Genomic DNA, 15,859 nt, shown 5'->3' with positions numbered 1-15,859 from the left:
TCCTCGCTCCGCCTGCCCGAGGCAACGGCCTCACGCCGCGGCCGGCACGCGCCCCGCGCGTGGTGCACGGGCCGCCGCCACGCCCAGCCCGACGAACCACACCGACCACACCGCGGTCGCCGTGTCGGCGAGGCCGGCGCCCGCACCCGGTACCCCGGCGAGGCAGACCGCGCCGACGACGAGGCCGGTCCACGCGACCCACCGCGGCAGGGCCCGGGTCGCCAGGACCGCACCGGCCACGGCGAGCGTGAACACGCCGAGCACGCCCGTCGCGCCGTACAGCGCGAACCAGTGCAGCTGGACGAGGGCCACGACCACGTCGACGCCCGCACCGTGCTGGCCGCCGTACAGGGCCGCCGCGAGCGGCGCCAGCTCACCGACCACGCTGATCCCCACGTACACGGCGCCCGCGGCCGCGATCGTCGACGCCAGCCAGCCCGACAGCTCCCGTGGTGCCGCGCAGCAGCCGCCCGAGCAGCGTCGCCGCGACGAGGAGGAGCAGGAACGCTGCGAGCGTCAGGCAGAGGCCGGCCAGCCCGCGCGGCGCCGCATGCGTGACGTGGTCGGCGATCACGACGTCGCGCGGCGCGCCGAGCGGGGCGACCTTCTGCAGCCCGAAGCTGCCGAACATCACGAGCACGTGTGCGATCGCCAGCGCCGCCAGGATCCGCCACAGGGCTGCGGTGCCCGTCGTGGTCGCGGTCGGGCTGGGCATCTCCTGCAGGTGCGTCTGCGTGCTGGACATGGGACTGCCTCCGTCTGCGTCGTCAGGCACCGATCGGTGCCCGCTCCACCGAGCGTGGCCGGACCGGTTTCCCAGCCGATACGGCACGGGCTCCCGCGGCGGCCGGGAAGTTCTCCCGGCGACCACGCGTGAGAGGGTCGGACCGTGAGCGAGGTGACGCGTGCGCGGGTGGACGCCTGGACCTGGGCGGTCCGCCTCTTCCCGACGAGGTCGGCGGCCGGCGCCGCCTGCAAGGCCGGGCACGTCCGCGTGAACGGTGAGCGCGCCAAACCCGCGACGATGGTGGTGCCGGGCGACGAGGTGCACGTCCGCGGGGGCGAGCGCGAGCGGATCGTCGTCGTGCAGCGGACCGTCGTGAAGCGCGTCGGCGCCCCCGTCGCGGTCGCCTGCTACCTCGACCGGTCCCCCGCACCGCCGCCCAAGGAGCACATCGCCGCGGGCACCCGCGACCGCGGCGCCGGCCGACCGACCAAGCGCGACCGCCGCCTGATCGAGCGCCTCCGCGGCCACTGAGCGGGCGACGCCGCCAGTCGCGGGCCGGTCGGGCAGAGGACCCGTCAGACCGTGGGCCCGATCCCCAACCGCGCCGCGAGCGCCATCGAGTCGTGCGGGGCGCGGACCTTGGTGTCGTTGTCGAAGTAGACGAACACGTCCCGGCCGGCCACCTGCTCGGCCGCCGGACCCAGCCGCTTCGCGTCCGCGGGCTCGCCGCCCGCGGCCCAGACCCGCACCCGCGCCGCCCAGCGGTCCAGCGACGCGTCGTCGTACCCGCTCGCGTAGAGCTCCTCGTCGCCGTGCAGCCGCAGGTAGACGAGGTCCGAGGTGACGTCCTCGATCACCGGCCAGCGCCCGTCGGCGTCGGCGATCACGATGCCGATCCCGTGCTCACGCATGAGATCGACGAACTCGGTGTTCTCGAACGTCGCGTGCCGGACCTCGACGACATGGCGCAGCGGCCGGTCCTCGTCGGTGGTCGTCCACGCGCGGCCGTCCAGGCGCTCGTCGTGTGTCGTCGCGAGCTCGACGGCCGCACCGGTCGTGCGCGGCAGCAGGTCGAAGAACGTCGTGAGGCGGGCGGGGTCGTAGCCGAGGTTCGGCGGCAGCTGCCAGAGCAGCGGACCCAGCTTCGGACCGAGGGCGAGCAGCCCGCTGGCGAGGAAGTTGGCCACCGGCGTGCGCACGTCGGCGAGCTTCTTCATGTGCGTGATGAACCGGGGCGCCTTGACGGAGAACACGAAACCGTCGGGCGTCTGGGCGGACCACGTCTGGAAGTTCTCCGGCTTCTGCAGCGCGTAGAACGAGCCGTTGATCTCGATCGACGTCAACCGGCTCGACGCGTACTCGAGCCACTGCGCTGCGGCAGCGTCGTCGGGTAGAACGCACCGCGCCACGGCGGGTACCGCCAGCCCGAGATGCCGGTGCGGATCGTCATGCGGGCATCCTGCCCTGCGCCACCGACGGAACGCCTCCTTTCCGACGAGCCACGATCGACGACCCGAAGACGGCGCACACTGGGCGGGTGCAGCTCCGCCGCATCCGTCGCCGACCCGGCGGAGCCGCGCACCCCGACGCCGGACGAACCCACTGTCGCGCCGTTGACGACCGTCTACCGCCCGGCCCTCCCCCTCGACCTCCGCCTGACCCTGCGTGCGCTGCGGCGCGGCGGCGGCGACCCGGCCTGGTCGTACGCGGCCGACGGGAGCATCTGGCAGGCCACCCGGACGCCGGACGGACCGGCCACCCGGCACCTGCGGCAGCGCGCCGACGGCGTGCACGTGACCACCTGGGGCCCGGGTGCCGAACTCGCGCTCGCGCAGACGCCGGAGCTGCTGGGCTCTCGCGACGACGACTCCGGGTTCGACTCGCGACTGCACCCGGTGGTCCACGACGCGCACCGACGCCTCCCGGGCCTGCGCATCCCGCGCTCGAACAACGTGCTCGAGGCACTCGTCCCGGCGATCCTCGAGCAGAAGGTGGTGGGCCTCGACGCCCAGGCCGCGTACCGGGCGCTGGTGCGCCAGCACGGGACCCCCGCGCCGGGACCCGGTCCGACGACCCTGCGCGTGCCGCCCGACGCATCTGGCTGGCGAAGCATCCCGGTGTGGGACTGGCGGCGCGCCGGCGTCGACCAGCAGCGCGCCGGGACGATCGCGCGCGCCGCCACCGTGGCGCGTCGCCTGCAGGAGTCCGTCAACCTGCCGATCACCGAGGCCTACCGGCGGCTGCGCACGGTGCAGGGCGTCGGCCCGTGGACGGTCGCCGAGGTCTCGTCGCGGGCGCTCGGCGACGCCGACGCCGTCTCGGTCGGCGACTTCCACCTGGCGCACCTGGTCGGGTGGGCGCTCACGGGCCGCCGGACGGACGACGCCGGCATGCTCGAGCTGCTCGCCCCGTGGGCGGGCCAGCGCCAACGGGTCGTCCGCCTGATCGAGGCTCACCATGACGTCGTCGGCGCCCCGGTACGGCCACCGTGCGCCGCGCGCCCGACCGATGCGCTGAGAACTCGTCGTCGCGGAGTGTCGATCCCGGGTGCGCGGCTCCGTCGTGGCGGTGAAGGATCTGGTCGACGACCCCAACTGGAGGACACCATGCAGTTCCTGATGCTCGTCTGGAACGATCCCGCCGCCGAGACCTACGTGCCCGACGAGGACACCATCGAGGCGTGGGTCACGACGAACGACGCCGCCGGGCGGCGGCGCGAGGGCGACCGGTTGCAGGCACCGGAGGACGGGCGGACGGTCCGCGTGCGCTCCGGGAAGCTCCTGGTGACGGAGGGGCCGTTCGTGGAGACGCAGGAGCAGATCGCCGGGTTCGACCTGCTCGAGTGCGTCGATCTCGACGAGGCAGTCGCGGTCGCCGCCGACCACCCGATGGCCCGGTTCGGCACTCTCGAGGTGCGCCCGTTCTGGAAGTGGACCGACTGACGCGTCGTCGGGGTGCCCGCGTCGGGCACCCCGACCCCCACGCGCGTGACTAGGCTGGCCTCAGTCGCAGAGCAGTCGAGCGTGCGGACGGACCCGGAGGTCGAAGTGAGCCAGCCCCTCTTCCAGCATCGTGAGGACGAGACGAAGTCCCCCGGACGCGCCATCTCGTTCGTGTTCCCGATGATCCTGTTCCTCGCCGGGCTGGCGCTGTTCACCATCGCGTTCAACTACACGTGGGGCGCCTGGCTGTTCGTCGCCGGCATCCTGGTCATCGGGCTCGCGTTCGCCATCCCGACGACGATCCTGCCGGCGCTCGAGGACCGCGAGTAGGCCCCACCGCCAGCAGGCCTCAAGGCCGGCACGCCCGCAGGCTTCAGCGCCACCAGGAGCGGCGCCGGGGCTCCGCCTTCGGCGCGGGCTCGGGCACTGCTCGGCGCGCCCGCCAGGCGGCGACCTCGCGCTCGACGTCCCGCAACGGCGTCACGACGGGCGGTCCGCCCATCAGCTGACGCCGGGCCGCGACGATCCGCGCGTTGAACTCGGCCAGTGCCCCGCGCACGCCCGCCTCGGCGCGCAGCCCGTCCAGCCGCTCGTCGAGCGACGCGTCGTCCTTGCGCAGCTGGATGGCCTCCGGCAGCACGCCGGAGATCTGCTCGCGCTCGATGAGCGCCTTGAGCCACCAGTCGGGATCGTGGTGCGCCCCGATGCCGGGGATGGGCTTGCCGGCCAGCGGCAGGTTGTCGAACTCCCCGCGCGCGATCGCCTGGTCGACCACGCGGTCCACCCAGGCCGCCCGGAACTGCATCCGACCGGCCATCGGCGTGGGCCCGCCGGGCGGCCGATCATCTGTCGCCTGGTCGGCCTCGTCGGTCTGGTCGGGCTCGTCGTCCGCCGCCTCGCGGTCCCGCTCCGCGTCCCGGTCGACCACGTACCGCGACACGGCGAGGGAGACGTCGCGCACCCCTGCATCCCGGGTCGGGTCGGTCTCGCGCATCGGTCACCTCCGGCGGTTCGTCGGACCACGGTACGACGAGGCCCCGACGCACCGCACGGCGTCGGCTCGCCGGAACCGGGTGGCGACGGGCGTCCCCGACGTCGCCTTGCCGAAACCGGGTCCCGGCCGGCGTCAGGGCGAGTCCGCGGGCAGCCGCAGCTCGGCGCGCAGCCCGCCGAGGGGTGACCGGGCGAGCGTGATGTCGCCGCCCTGCTCGCGCGCGACCTCACGCGCGATCGACAGGCCGAGCCCGCTGCCGCCCGCGTCGCGCTCGCGCGCGTCGTCCAGCCGCACGAACCGCTCGAACACCCGCTCGTGGTCCTGCTCGGCGAGCCCGGCGCCGTCGTCGTCGACCTGGACGAGCCCGTCGGCGACGGTGACCGTCACCTGTGCCGCGGCGTGCCGCACGGCGTTGTCGACGAGGTTGCGCACCACCCGTCCGACGGCGGCCTCCCCCGCGAACGCACGGCCCGAGCCCGTCACCACGAGACCGCCCGCCGTCGTCGGCACCACGTCCCGCACAACCGCCGCGAGGTCCACGGACGCGCGCTCCGAGGGCGCCGAGCCCACCCGGGCCAGGAGCAGGAGGTCGTCGACCAGCGCCTGCATCCGCAGCACCTCGGCCTCCAGGTCGCCCGCGAGCTCGGCCGTGTCGTAGGAGTCCGGGTGCAGGCGCGCCACCTCGGTGCTCGCGCGCAGCGTGGCCAGCGGGGAACGCAGCTCGTGCGCGGCGTCGGCGACGAACCTGCGCTGCCGCGCGGCACCCGCCTCGAGCCGGTCGAGCATCGAGTTCAGCGTCCGCGCCAGGGCGCCCAGCTCGTCGTCCCTGCGAGGCACGGGCAACGAGCCGGGGCCGCCCGTCGAGGCGACCAGCGCCGCGCCCCGGCGCAGCTCCTCGACCGGACGCAGCGCGCGCCCGAGGATCAGCCAGACGACCAGAGCCAGCGCGCAGGTCAGCAGGGGAACGACGACGACCAGGCCGAGGCGCAACGCGTCGAGCACGCTGCGCACCTCGGTGACGGGGACGGTCGCGACCACGGTCACCGGGTCGCCGCGGTAGGTCGCCGACCGGACCGCGATCCTGGCCTCGTCGTCGTAGGCGCTGGCGCTGGTCCCGCCGACGGTCGTGCCCGGGCCGACGTGGAGCGCGTCGAGGGGGACGACGGGCAGGGTCCGGCTGGCGTTCGGCGATGTCGCGAGCACGGCGCCGTCCGCGTCCAGCAGCTGCGCGATCTCCCCCGGCTCCGCCACGGGCAGCGCCGCTGGCAGGCGGTCGTCCTGCGCGAGCGCGGCGATCGTCGCCACCCGCTCTCGGACCACCGTGTCCAGGGCCTCGAGGCGGGTGCGGCTCAGCACCGTGGTCAGCGCGAACGCCCCGACCACCAGCGCGACGAACAAGGCACCCGAGGCGATGAGCGTCAGGCGCATCCGCAGCGACGGACCGTGCCAGGGATGCTCGTGCCGACGGGGACCCATCAGCGGGCACCGACCCGTCCCGTTCGCGCAGCCCGCTCAGCCGGCAACGCGGTACCCGGCGCCGCGGACCGTCTCGACCGCGGACCGGCCGAGCTTGCGCCGCAGGTACGACACGTAGACCTCGACCACGTTCAGGTCGTCGCCGTCGCCGTCCCACACGTGGTCGCGCAGCTCGACCTTGCCGACGACCCGGTCGGCGTGGTGCATGAGGTACTCGAGCAGGGCCACCTCACGGGTGGTCATCGGCACGGTCTCGCCCGCGCGGGTGACGCGTCGGGTGGACGGGTCGAGCGCCAGCTCGCCGACCGTGAGGACGGGCGGACGCACCTGCGCCTGCCGGCGCAACAGGGCACGCAGGCGGCTGACCAGCACGACGAAGGCGAACGGCTTGGTCAGGTAGTCGTCGGCACCCACGTCCAGCCCGTCGGCCACGTCGTACTCGCCGTCCTTGGCGCTCAGCATGAGCACGGGTGTCCAGACGTCCCGCGCGCGCAGCTCCGTCACCACGTCGTAGCCGTTGCGCCGCGGCAGCATCACGTCGAGCACGATCGCGTCGTAGTCGTTGTTGGTAGCGAGCTCGAGGCCCGCGTCCCCGTCGAGCGCGACGTCCACCGCGAAGCCCTCGGCGGTGAGGCCGCGCTTGAGCGCGCGCACCAGCCCACGCTCGTCGTCGACCACGAGAACCCGCATGTCGCGAGCATGCCACCCGGCGCCGACGCGTGGCGCCCACCCGCTCTCAGGCTCCGCTCAGCGCACCTGGCGCACAGTTGTGTCATGAGCGAGCAGCACATCCCCGAGCCGACGGATCCACGACCCCGTCGCACCCTCTCGACCCGCGCCCGCTGGGCCGTCCCGGTGGTGGCCGCGGTCGCCGTGGCCATCGCGTTCGCCGCGCCGCCCCTGCTGGCCAGCGCCGACACCACCGGGCTGCCGACGATCACACCCGAGCAACTGGCGGCGCAGGTCGCCGCGGCCCACCAGCAGCCCCTGTCCGGGACGGTCGTCTACACCGCCCGCCTGGGCCTGCCCGCGCTCCCGTTCAGCGACGCCACCGGGGCCAACCCCGTGGCACTCCTCGGCGGCAGCTCCACCATGCGGGTCTGGACGGACGGCGCCGACCGGTCCCGCGTCGCCCTGCTGGGTGACACCTCCGAGTACTCGGTGGTGCAGGACGGGCCGCAGGCGTGGACGTACTCGAGCACCGACGACGCGGTGGTCCACTACTCCCTCGACGCCGCGGACACCGCGCGCTACGACGACCTCGTCGCCAAGGCCGCCGAGGGCCAGCTGCCCGTGCAGGGTGACCTGCCGACGCCCGCCGAGGCGGGGCGGCAGGCCGTCACGCAGGCCAAGGCGTTCTCCACCGTCTCGCTGGACGCCCAGACGAAGGTCGCCGGACGAGACGCCTACCAGCTCGTCGTGACCCCGAAGAGCCAGACCACCCTGATCGGGAGGATCGTGGTGGCGGTGGACGCCAAGACGAGCACGCCGCTGCGGCTGCAGGTCTGGAGCCGCGCCGACACGAAGACCCCGGCGCTCGAGCTCGGCTTCACCGACGTCACGTTCGGCACACCCGCCGACTCGGTGCTCGCCTTCTCCACCCCGCCCGGCGCCAGCTCCAAGGAGGTCGTCGTCCCCCTGCCCGCCGAGCCGACCACGGCACCGGTGCCCGGGACGGTCCCGGACGGTGTGACCGTGTCCGGCACGGGGTGGGACTCCGTGGTCCAGACCTCCGGCATCGACGTCCCGGGCCTGCTGGCCGGCCACCCGACGTCCGCCGCGGCATCGGCGGGGCCGAACAAGACGTTCGACTCGAAGGGCGCCCAGCAGCTCTACGACCAGTTCGCACCCGAGAAGGGCAGCGGGTCGTCGTTCGGCACGCTCGACACGTCGGCCCTGTACGACCAGCTCACGACGAAGGTCACTGAGGGTCGGCTGCTGACCTCGGCGCTGCTGTCCGTGCTGATCACCGACGACGGTCGGGTGCTCGTCGGCGCGGTGCCCGGCGACACGCTGCAGGCACTTGCCCGTGGCTGACGGAACGACGACGACGCCCGCGGCCGCACCCTCCGGTGCGGCCGCGGGCGACCTCGCGATCCGCACCGAGGGGCTCACCAAGCAGTTCCGCTCGGGGCAGGTCGCCGTCGACGGCATCGACCTGCGCGTCCCTCGCGGCGCCGTGTACGGGTTCCTGGGTCCGAACGGCTCGGGCAAGACGACGACCATCCGGATGCTGCTCGGCCTCGTGCGCCCGACCAGCGGGTACGCCGTCGTGCTCGGTGCTCGGATGCCCGAGTCCGGCGCCGACGTGCTGCCGCGCGTCGGTGCGCTGGTCGAGGGGCCGGCGTTCCACCCGTACCTGACGGGTCGCGCCAACCTGGCCCGTCTCGACGCCGTCGACGCCACCGCCGACCCGCGCTCGTCCCGGAAGCGCGGCGACGAGGCGCTCGAACGCGTCGGCCTGTCGGCGGCCGCGACCAAGCCGTACCGGCAGTACTCGCTCGGCATGAAGCAGCGGCTCGGCCTGGCCGCCGCCCTGCTGCGGCCCCGTGAGCTCCTCGTCCTCGACGAGCCGACCAACGGGCTGGACCCGCAGGGCACCCGCGAGGTCCGGCACCTGGTGCGCGAAGCTCGCCGACCGGGGCACCACCGTGCTCGTCTCGTCGCACCTGCTGGCCGAGATCGAGCAGGTGTGCTCGCACGTCGGGATCATGGGCCAGGGCCGCCTGCTGCTGCAGGGCGACCGTGGCGAGCTCACCGCGCGGGGTGCCGCCCGCATCCTCGTGCAGACGTCCGCGGAGCACGTCGGCGTGGTCGCCGAGCTGCTCACCGGCCTCGGCCTGACCGGTCTCGAGGTGTCCGGGACGACGGTGGCCGCACTCCTCGGCGACACCCCTCCCGAGAAGGTGTCGGCGACGGTCGTGCATGCCGGCATCGACCTGCTGGGCCTCGAGGTCCGCCGGCCGAACCTCGAGCAGATCTTCGTCGAGCTGACCGGGGAGGGCTTCGATGTCGCTCGTTGAGGTCGCCGCGCCGCCGATGCCACAGCCGGGTGCCCTGCTGCGCCTCGCCCGCTCCGAGCTGCGGCTGGTGTTCGGGCGGCGGCGCAACATCGTCCTGCTCGTCGGCCTCGCGCTCGTCCCGCTGCTGCTCGGCACGGTCCTGTTCGTCACCCGCGACAGCGCGCTGCGTGGGCAGGGCCCCGGGTTCATCGGCAACGTCACCGGCAACGGCCTGTTCCTCGTGATCGCGGCCCTGTTCATCTGCCTGCCGTTCCTGCTGCCGCTGACGATCGGGATCGCGTCGGGCGACTCCGTGGCCGGGGAGGCCTCGGCCGGCACGCTGCGGTACCTGCTGGTCGTCCCCGTCTCGCGGACCCGGCTGCTCGGCGTGAAGGCCCTCGGCGCGCTCCTGTTCGCGGGTGCGGCCGTGCTGGCGATCGCGATCGTCGGCTTCGTCGCCGGCGCCGTCTTCTTCGGGCTGCGCGACATCACGCTGCTGTCCGGCACCACCGTGCCGCTGGTCGACGGGCTCGTCCGCGTCGCGGCGGTCGTCGGCTACGTCGGGCTGTCCATGACGGGACTCGTCGCCGTCGGCCTGTTCTTCTCGACGCTCACCGAGGTGCCGGTCGGGGCGATGGCCGCCACCGTCGTCGTCGCGATCGTCTCCGGAGTCCTCGACCAGATCCCGCAGCTGCACGCGATCGCGCCCGCGCTCCTGACGCACCACTGGCTCGACTTCGCCGAGTTCCTCCGGCTGCAGCCGGACTGGAGCACGCTCGGTCGGGGTCTCGCTCTGCAAGCGGCGTGGGTGGTCATCTTCGGTGCGCTCGCGTGGAGCCGGTTCACGACCGCGGACATCTCCTCCTAGCCGCCGTCCGCTGACGGCAGAAGGATCGTCGGCCCTGTCCGGGCGATCGCGGGCTACCGTGACGATGACCCGATCCACGTCCCGGAGGCCCTCGATGACGCTCACCACGCACCGGCCCGTCGAGCCCCTGCTGCGCCACCTGGTGGGCTCGATCCTGCGGGCCCGCCGGGAGGACCAGGGACGGACCCTGCGGGATGTCGCCGAGAGCGCGCGCGTCTCGGTGGCCTACCTGTCCGAGGTCGAGCGCGGACGCAAGGAACCGTCGTCCGAGGTCCTGGTCGCCGTGTGCCGGGCGCTCGGGCTGCGCCTGGTCGACCTCGTCGGCGCGGCACACGCCGAGCTCGCCCGGGCCGAGGGCCGCGTGGTCGTCGACCTCACCGCGCCCCGGACCGCGGACCTCGTCGCGCCGAGCAACGACCACGAGCCTCGCGACCGTGACACAGCTGACGGGCCGGGCGTCGGCGGCCGAGTTCGGGACCGCGACGAGCTTCGACGCCGTCCTCCTGGCCGCCTGACGACCCGTCGCTACCCGACGACCACACGCAGCCCCTACCCCGCGATCGCCGCCGGAACCTCCTTGAGCGTGCGCACCACCCGGTCGGCGACGCCGTAGTCGACGGCCTGCTGCGCGGTCAGGATCAGGTCGCGGTCCGTGTCGAGACGGAGCTTGTCCAGCGGCTGCCCGGTGTGCCGGTGCAGGATCTGCTCGACCTCCTCGCGCAGCCGCAGCACCTCCCGCGCCTGGATCTCCAGGTCGGCTGCCGTCCCCTCGCCGCCCCCCGACGGCTGGTGCAGCAGCACGCGCGCGTGCTCGAGCACGTGCCGGCTGCCCGGTGCACCCGCGGCCAGCAGCACGGCCGCCGCGGACGCGGCCTGCCCGAGGCAGAAGGTGGCCACGGTCGGCTTGATGTACTGGATGGTGTCGTAGACGGCCAGCAGCGCGGTGATCGAGCCGCCGGGCGAGTTGATGTAGAGGTGGATCGGCGAGTCCTGGCTCTCGGACTGCAGGTGCAGGAGCTGCGCGATGACGACGTTGGCGACGCCGTCGTCGATCTCGGTGCCCAGGAAGATGATGCGGTCGCCGAGCAGCCGCGAGTAGACGTCTGACGCACGTTCGCCGTTCGGACGCTGCTCGACGACGACGGGGATGGTGTAGCTGCTCATCACAGTCCCACCTTCCGGGGGCTGTCGGGGCGGACGTCGTCGAGGTGCTCGACGACCTTGTCGACGAACCCGTACTCGAGCGCCTCGGTCGCGGTGAACCAGCGGTCCCGGTCCGCGTCACGCTCGATGGTCTCGACGGACTGGCCGGTGTGCTCGGCGGTCAGCGACTGCATCGTGCGCTTCACGTGCGCCATGTTCTCGGCCTGGATCGCGATGTCGACGGCGGTGCCGCCGATCCCGCCCGACGGCTGGTGCATCAGCACCCGCGCATGCCGCAGGGCGTACCGCTTGCCCGGCGTGCCGGCGCTGAGCAGGAACTGGGCCGCGCTCGCAGCGAGCCCCATGGCCAGGGTCGACACGTCGTTGGGGATGAGCCGCATCGTGTCGTACATGGCGAGTGCGGCGCTGACGGAGCCGCCCGGGGAGTTGATGTAGAGCGCGATGTCGCGCCGGGGATCCTCCGCCGAGAGCAGCAGGAGCTGGGCGCAGACGCGGTTGGCGACCGCGTCGTCGACCTCCTGACCGAGCACCACGATCCGCTGGTGCAGGAGGCGGCCGGCGAGGTCGTCGTCGAACGGGCGAAGGGTGGGCGGGGCGGCGGTGCGGGCTGTGGGGTGCATGGGAAACCTCCGGTGGTGGCGTGCCGACCCATCGACCGTCGCACGCGCGATGCCCCGGACGGTCCGTGGTCTGCCGTCGGCAGATCCGCCACGGGCAGACGGCCGACGCGCTGGCCCTCGGGGTCCGTCGGCCCCCAGACTGCGGGGATGAGGAGCGAGCACGGGCCGACCGGCGAACCGGGGCGAACGAGCGACACGGCCACGTCCGACCCGTCGGCTGAGCGGCCGCTGCTCGAGCTGCGGTCGGACTGCGCCCGCTGCGTCGGGCTGTGCTGCGTGGCGCCGGGCTTCACGCGGTCCTCGGCGTTCGCGTTCGACAAGCGCCCGGGCAGCCCGTGTCAGAACCTGGCCGGCGACTACCGCTGCGGCATCCACCCGCACCTGCGCGAACGCGGGATGTCGGGGTGCACCGTCTACGAGTGCTTCGGCGCCGGCCAGAAGGTGACGCAGGACCACTACGCCGGGCGGGCTGGCGCGACGACCCGTCGATCGCGAGCGACATGTTCGCGGACTTCTGGGCCGCGCAGAGCGTGCACGAGCTGCTCTGGTACCTCACCGAGGCGCTGGAGGTCGCCGCGGCCGCACCGGTGCACGCCGAGCTGCGCGCACTCGTCGACGAGCTGCGCGCACTGGTCGACGACTTCTCCGCGATCGCCGACGACCTCGGCGCCCTGCGCTCGATCGATCCACTGGCGCTCCCCGGGCTCGTCGGCCCGATCCTGGAGCGGGTGGTGGCGCTCGCCCGCGAGCCCGGGCCGAGTCATCGCCGCGACGACCTGGCCGGTCGGTGCCTGACCGACCTGCACGCCGCCGACCTGCGCGGTGCGAGCCTGCTGGGCGCGGACCTGCGCGGCGCGGACCTGCGGCTCGCCGACCTGCTCGGCGCGGACCTGCGCGGCGCCGACCTGCGGGGCGCCGACCTGTCGACGGCCTTCTTCGTCACGCCGAGCCAGGTCGCCTCGGCGCGGGGCGACGAACAGACACGCCTGCCGGGCCGTCTCGGCGCCGCGCCGGCGCACTGGCGCTAGAGCCCGCCAGCCTCGGCACCGCGGGCGCGACCGTGTCGCGGACCCACGCCGACAGGCTGGTGGCCGGCGGGCGCAGGATCACGCTCTCGACGCCGAGCGCGGCATAGGGCGTGAGGTCCGCGACGAACGCCGCCACGTCGCCTGCCAGCAGCGCGTCGCCGCCGTGCAGCATGGTCACGCGGATCTCGGCCGGGTCGCGGCCGACGTCGGCACAGTGCCCGCGCAGCACCTCGAGCTTGTGGGCGATGTCCTGCGGCGTGGTGGCGAACAGGTTGCACGCGTCGCCGTACTGCGCCACGAGCCGCAACGTCTTGCGCTCTCCCGATCCGCCGATCAGCACCTCGGGCTTGTGCAGCGGCAGCGGCGAGCAGAGCGTCTCGGCGAGCTGGTAGTGCGTGCCGGCGTACGGCCCGTTGGTCGTCGGGTCGAACATCTGGGCGCAGATCTGCAGCGTCTCCTCGAGCCGCTCGAAGCGCTCCGACAGCGGCGGATACGGGACGCCGAACGCCTGGTGCTCCTCCTCGTACCAGGCGGCACCGAGCCCGAGGGTGGCCCGCCCGCCGCTGAGCACGTCGAGGGTGGCGACGATCTTGGCCAGCAGGCCCGGGCGGCGGTACGTCACACCGGTCACCAGCACACCCAGCTGCACCTGAGACGTCACGCCCGCGAGGTAACCCAGCGTCGTGTACGCCTCGAGCATCGGGTCCTCGCGCGGGAAGCCGGCGCGCATCATCTGGAAGTAGTGGTCCATCACCGACACCCAGGAGACGCCTGCCTCTTCGGCCGCGACGGCGGTGTCCGCCAGCTCCTGACGCAGGGCCGACGACGGCACGGAGTCGTACCGCATGAGGTGGATGCCGACGCGCACGAGAGACTCCTTCGACGAAGAACCGTTACCGCCAGCGTGCCCCTTCGAGTGCGCTCGAAGTCAACCGGTGGAGGTCCGTCACCGGCTCGCGGGCAGCCGGTTCAGCGCGGGACCACCCAGTCCGAGAGCACGAGCAGGACGACGTCGACCGCGGCCACGGCGATCGCTGCGTTGAACGGCAGGCGGCTGCGGCCCCCGTTCAGCGCGACCGTCGTGCCCAGGATCGTCAGGCCGAGGGCGACCACCAGCGCCACCGCCGAGCCGGCGGACGGGTCCCCCGGCGGCGCGAGGACGACGAGGAGGGTCGCCGCGACCAGCGCCCCGGCCGACCCGATGCTGGTGGCCGTACCCCCGAGCCGGTGCGGCAGGCCGCGCACGCCCGTCGCGCGGTCGTCCTGCAGGTCCGGGACCACGTTGGCGCCGTGCGCCCCGACGCCGAGCAGCGCGCCACCGAGCACCGCCCACCACGCGGCGAGCGGGTGGCCCGGCAGCGCGAGGGCGATGGCCAGCGGCAGGAAGCCGAACGAGAACGCGTAGGGCGCCCACGACCAGAGCGTGCTCTTCAGCCGGAGGTTGTACGACCACGCCGACGCGACCGTCGCCAGGTGCACGAGCCCGGCACGCCAGCCGAGCGACATCGAGAAGACGACGCAGGCCGCGAGCGCGACGAGGGCCGCCGTGCGCACCGCGGAGACGGACAGCCGGCCGGCGCCGACGGGCTTGTCGGTGCGACCGACCTCCGCGTCGCGGGCCGCGTCGATCCAGTCGTTCGACCAGCCGACCGACAGCTGCCCGGTCAGGATGGCCGCTCCGACCAGGACGGTCGTGCGTGCAGGCGCATCCGCTCCGCCGGCCATGGCGACGGCGAACGCGGTCACCGCGACCGTCGGTCCGGGGTGACAGGCCGCAGCGAGATCGCGCACGCGGACGGGTCCCGCACGCCGCAGATCGTCGACCATCACGCTCCCTTGCTCCGGTCCGCCATCGTCGCAGGTCCCGTCCGGCCCGCACACGCCGGGCAGCCGCCGGAAGCGGGCGGCACCACCCACGTGACACGATGCGCGAATGGTGCGAATCGCCTCGGTCGCCGCCGTCCTGCCGGAGCACGTCCATGCCCAGGCGGAGATCGCCGACGTGCTCGCCCCGCTGCTGACCGCCGACCAGCGCCTCTGGCCGGCCATCCGCCGCGTGCACGGCGCCGAGGGCATCGAGACGCGGCACCACGCGCTCGCCCTCGAGGACTACGCGAACCTCACGACGTTCCAGCGGACCAACGACACGTTCCTGCGGGTGGCCACCGACCTTGCGGCGAAGGCGACACGGCGGGCGCTCGCCGACGCCGGCCTGACCGCGACCGACGTCGACTACCTGCTCTTCACGTCGGTGACCGGCATCGGCGCCCCGTCGGTCGACGTGATGCTGGCCGATCGGCTCGGCATGCGCGCCGACGTCAAGCACGTCCCCGTCTTCGGGCTGGGCTGCGTGGGCGGCGCGGCCGGGATCGCGCGGGTGCGCGACTACCTCCTGGGCCACCCCCACGACGTCGCGCTGCTGGTCTCGGTCGAGCTCTGCTCGCTGACGCTGCAGCACGGCGACGCGTCGATGGCCAACATCGTCTCCAGCGGGCTGTTCGGGGACGGCGCGTCGGCGGTCGTCATGGTGGGCGCAGACCGGTCCGAGCCGGGCGTGGAGGTGGTCGGCACCCGCAGTGCGCTCTACCCCGACACCCTCGACCAGCTCGGCTGGGACATCGGCGGCAGCGGGTTCCGGATCGTCCTGTCCCCGAGCATGGCGGACATCGTCGAGGAGCACCTCGGCGACGACGTGGCCGACCTGCTCGCCGCGCACCAGCTGAAGGTCAGCGACGTCGGGACGTGGGTGGCGCACACCGGCGGCCCGCGGATCCTGGAGTCCGCCGCACGGGCGCTCGGGCTCCCCGACGAGGCGTTGGCGGCCAGCTGGGCGTCGTTGGCGCGCGCGGGGAACCTGTCGTCGTCGGGCGTGCTGCACGTGCTCGCCGACGAGCTCGCCGTCGGCGGTCAGCTGCCCGGATCGGTCGGGGTCCTGTTCGCGTTCGGTCCCGGTGTCTGCGCCGAGGTCGTCCTGCTGCGCTGGCCCGAGAGCACACCGGACGGTCGCCCGGTGGGGGCGCCGTGACCTGGTACACGCT

General features: G+C 73.8%; 18 protein-coding genes and 1 pseudogene. 9 read left to right on the top strand and 10 right to left on the bottom strand.

Annotated features, from left to right (window positions below; translation table 11 throughout):
* Window positions 1-30 precede the first annotated feature (30 nt).
* Together AC38ZX_RS06730 and AC38ZX_RS06725 are read right to left on the bottom strand one after the other, a co-directional pair.
* Window positions 31-384 carry a hypothetical protein gene (locus tag AC38ZX_RS06730; protein ID WP_491296795.1) on the bottom strand — a complete coding sequence of 118 codons (354 nt, stop codon included), beginning with the start codon at window positions 382-384 and terminating at the stop codon, window positions 31-33.
* Window positions 374-745: a hypothetical protein gene (locus AC38ZX_RS06725; protein ID WP_491296794.1), complete on the bottom strand. Its 372-nt coding sequence runs from the start codon at window positions 743-745 to the stop codon at window positions 374-376. Before AC38ZX_RS06725 ends, AC38ZX_RS06730 begins: the two co-directional genes overlap by 11 nt.
* A 144-nt stretch (window positions 746-889) precedes the next feature.
* Between AC38ZX_RS06725 and AC38ZX_RS06720 the strand changes: the two genes are divergently transcribed.
* Window positions 890-1,258: an RNA-binding S4 domain-containing protein gene (locus AC38ZX_RS06720; RefSeq protein WP_426595080.1), complete on the top strand. Its 369-nt coding sequence runs from the start codon at window positions 890-892 to the stop codon at window positions 1,256-1,258.
* Window positions 1,259-1,302: 44 nt separating this feature from the next.
* Here the strand turns inward: AC38ZX_RS06720 and AC38ZX_RS06715 are convergent, their stop codons facing one another.
* The gene (locus tag AC38ZX_RS06715) at window positions 1,303-2,070 is read right to left on the bottom strand and encodes a DUF72 domain-containing protein (RefSeq protein ID WP_491296793.1); all 768 of its coding nucleotides are present in this window, start codon (window positions 2,068-2,070) and stop codon (window positions 1,303-1,305) included.
* A 270-nt stretch (window positions 2,071-2,340) separates the two neighbouring features.
* Between AC38ZX_RS06715 and AC38ZX_RS06710 the strand changes: the two genes are divergently transcribed.
* Together AC38ZX_RS06710 and AC38ZX_RS06705 are read left to right on the top strand one after the other, a co-directional pair.
* On the top strand, window positions 2,341-3,669 hold the full coding sequence (locus tag AC38ZX_RS06710; protein ID WP_491296792.1) for a YciI family protein: 1,329 nt from the start codon (window positions 2,341-2,343) through the stop codon (window positions 3,667-3,669).
* Window positions 3,670-3,774: 105 nt separating this feature from the next.
* Complete coding sequence (locus AC38ZX_RS06705) at window positions 3,775-3,999, top strand: hypothetical protein (protein WP_426595076.1); 225 nt, start codon at window positions 3,775-3,777, stop codon at window positions 3,997-3,999.
* A gap of 43 nt (window positions 4,000-4,042) precedes the next feature.
* On the opposite strand, the gene AC38ZX_RS06700 is transcribed toward AC38ZX_RS06705, so the two are convergent.
* The 3 genes from AC38ZX_RS06700 to AC38ZX_RS06690 form a co-directional block, all read right to left on the bottom strand.
* Entirely contained in the window at window positions 4,043-4,663 is a 621-nt protein-coding gene (locus AC38ZX_RS06700; protein ID WP_491296790.1) for a DnaJ family domain-containing protein, read from the bottom strand.
* Between the two features lie 132 nt (window positions 4,664-4,795).
* Window positions 4,796-6,091, bottom strand: a complete 1,296-nt coding sequence (locus AC38ZX_RS06695) for a sensor histidine kinase (RefSeq protein WP_491296789.1) — start codon at window positions 6,089-6,091, stop codon at window positions 4,796-4,798.
* Between the two features lie 84 nt (window positions 6,092-6,175).
* Window positions 6,176-6,829, bottom strand: a complete 654-nt coding sequence (locus tag AC38ZX_RS06690; protein ID WP_491296788.1) for a response regulator transcription factor — start codon at window positions 6,827-6,829, stop codon at window positions 6,176-6,178.
* An 84-nt stretch (window positions 6,830-6,913) separates the two neighbouring features.
* On the opposite strand from AC38ZX_RS06690, the gene AC38ZX_RS06685 reads away from it, so the two are divergent.
* The 4 genes and pseudogenes from AC38ZX_RS06685 to AC38ZX_RS06670 all read left to right on the top strand — a co-directional run bounded on the left by AC38ZX_RS06685 (window position 6,914) and on the right by AC38ZX_RS06670 (window position 10,622).
* Window positions 6,914-8,176 (top strand): LolA family protein, encoded by a 1,263-nt coding sequence (locus AC38ZX_RS06685; protein WP_491296787.1) that lies wholly within the window; start codon window positions 6,914-6,916, stop codon window positions 8,174-8,176.
* Window positions 8,169-9,162 (top strand): annotated as a pseudogene (locus tag AC38ZX_RS06680) (ABC transporter ATP-binding protein). Before AC38ZX_RS06685 ends, AC38ZX_RS06680 begins: the two are co-directional and overlap by 8 nt.
* Window positions 9,149-10,009, top strand: coding sequence for an ABC transporter permease (locus tag AC38ZX_RS06675; RefSeq protein WP_491296786.1), 861 nt, complete (start codon window positions 9,149-9,151; stop codon window positions 10,007-10,009). Before AC38ZX_RS06680 ends, AC38ZX_RS06675 begins: the two are co-directional and overlap by 14 nt.
* Window positions 10,010-10,103: 94 nt before the next feature.
* Window positions 10,104-10,622: a helix-turn-helix domain-containing protein gene (locus AC38ZX_RS06670; protein WP_491296785.1), complete on the top strand. Its 519-nt coding sequence runs from the start codon at window positions 10,104-10,106 to the stop codon at window positions 10,620-10,622.
* Here the strand turns inward: AC38ZX_RS06670 and AC38ZX_RS06665 are convergent.
* The gene (locus AC38ZX_RS06665; RefSeq protein ID WP_426595068.1) at window positions 10,559-11,173 is read right to left on the bottom strand and encodes a ClpP family protease; all 615 of its coding nucleotides are present in this window, start codon (window positions 11,171-11,173) and stop codon (window positions 10,559-10,561) included. The two genes, AC38ZX_RS06670 and AC38ZX_RS06665, sit on opposite strands and share 64 nt — an antisense overlap.
* On the bottom strand, window positions 11,173-11,793 hold the full coding sequence (locus tag AC38ZX_RS06660; protein ID WP_426595067.1) for a ClpP family protease: 621 nt from the start codon (window positions 11,791-11,793) through the stop codon (window positions 11,173-11,175). Before AC38ZX_RS06660 ends, AC38ZX_RS06665 begins: the two co-directional genes overlap by 1 nt.
* A 404-nt stretch (window positions 11,794-12,197) precedes the next feature.
* Between AC38ZX_RS06660 and AC38ZX_RS06655 the strand changes: the two genes are divergently transcribed.
* Window positions 12,198-12,821 (top strand): pentapeptide repeat-containing protein, encoded by a 624-nt coding sequence (locus AC38ZX_RS06655; RefSeq protein ID WP_491296784.1) that lies wholly within the window; start codon window positions 12,198-12,200, stop codon window positions 12,819-12,821.
* Here the strand turns inward: AC38ZX_RS06655 and AC38ZX_RS06650 are convergent.
* Together AC38ZX_RS06650 and AC38ZX_RS06645 are read right to left on the bottom strand one after the other, a co-directional pair.
* The gene (locus AC38ZX_RS06650; RefSeq protein WP_491296783.1) at window positions 12,733-13,689 is read right to left on the bottom strand and encodes an LLM class F420-dependent oxidoreductase; all 957 of its coding nucleotides are present in this window, start codon (window positions 13,687-13,689) and stop codon (window positions 12,733-12,735) included. The genes AC38ZX_RS06655 and AC38ZX_RS06650 overlap by 89 nt on opposite strands.
* A gap of 101 nt (window positions 13,690-13,790) precedes the next feature.
* A complete protein-coding gene (locus AC38ZX_RS06645; protein ID WP_426595064.1) occupies window positions 13,791-14,648 on the bottom strand; it encodes a UbiA family prenyltransferase in 858 nt (285 codons plus the stop codon).
* A gap of 106 nt (window positions 14,649-14,754) precedes the next feature.
* On the opposite strand from AC38ZX_RS06645, the gene AC38ZX_RS06640 reads away from it, so the two are divergent.
* The gene (locus AC38ZX_RS06640) at window positions 14,755-15,846 is read left to right on the top strand and encodes a type III polyketide synthase (protein ID WP_426595063.1); all 1,092 of its coding nucleotides are present in this window, start codon (window positions 14,755-14,757) and stop codon (window positions 15,844-15,846) included.
* Window positions 15,847-15,859 lie beyond the last annotated feature (13 nt).

Source organism: Cellulomonas sp. McL0606 (genome assembly GCF_058248365.1).
The sequence above is the reverse complement of the archived record's forward strand: the minus strand, read 5'-3'. Positions and strand labels throughout refer to the sequence as shown.

What these genes read in the sequence shown, in the direction of transcription:
- AC38ZX_RS06690 (WP_491296788.1), bottom strand. Translation starts at nt 6,829, where the DNA reads ATGCGGGTTCTCGTGGTCGACGACGAGCGTGGGCTGGTGCGCGCGCTC.
- AC38ZX_RS06665 (WP_426595068.1), bottom strand. Translation starts at nt 11,173, where the DNA reads ATGAGCAGCTACACCATCCCCGTCGTCGTCGAGCAGCGTCCGAACGGC.
- AC38ZX_RS06700 (WP_491296790.1), bottom strand. Translation starts at nt 4,663, where the DNA reads ATGCGCGAGACCGACCCGACCCGGGATGCAGGGGTGCGCGACGTCTCC.
- AC38ZX_RS06640 (WP_426595063.1), top strand. Translation starts at nt 14,755, where the DNA reads ATGGTGCGAATCGCCTCGGTCGCCGCCGTCCTGCCGGAGCACGTCCAT.
- AC38ZX_RS06660 (WP_426595067.1), bottom strand. Translation starts at nt 11,793, where the DNA reads ATGCACCCCACAGCCCGCACCGCCGCCCCGCCCACCCTTCGCCCGTTC.
- AC38ZX_RS06725 (WP_491296794.1), bottom strand. Translation starts at nt 745, where the DNA reads ATGTCCAGCACGCAGACGCACCTGCAGGAGATGCCCAGCCCGACCGCG.
- AC38ZX_RS06675 (WP_491296786.1), top strand. Translation starts at nt 9,149, where the DNA reads ATGTCGCTCGTTGAGGTCGCCGCGCCGCCGATGCCACAGCCGGGTGCC.
- AC38ZX_RS06685 (WP_491296787.1), top strand. Translation starts at nt 6,914, where the DNA reads ATGAGCGAGCAGCACATCCCCGAGCCGACGGATCCACGACCCCGTCGC.
- AC38ZX_RS06670 (WP_491296785.1), top strand. Translation starts at nt 10,104, where the DNA reads ATGACGCTCACCACGCACCGGCCCGTCGAGCCCCTGCTGCGCCACCTG.
- AC38ZX_RS06695 (WP_491296789.1), bottom strand. Translation starts at nt 6,091, where the DNA reads ATGCGCCTGACGCTCATCGCCTCGGGTGCCTTGTTCGTCGCGCTGGTG.
- AC38ZX_RS06645 (WP_426595064.1), bottom strand. Translation starts at nt 14,648, where the DNA reads ATGGTCGACGATCTGCGGCGTGCGGGACCCGTCCGCGTGCGCGATCTC.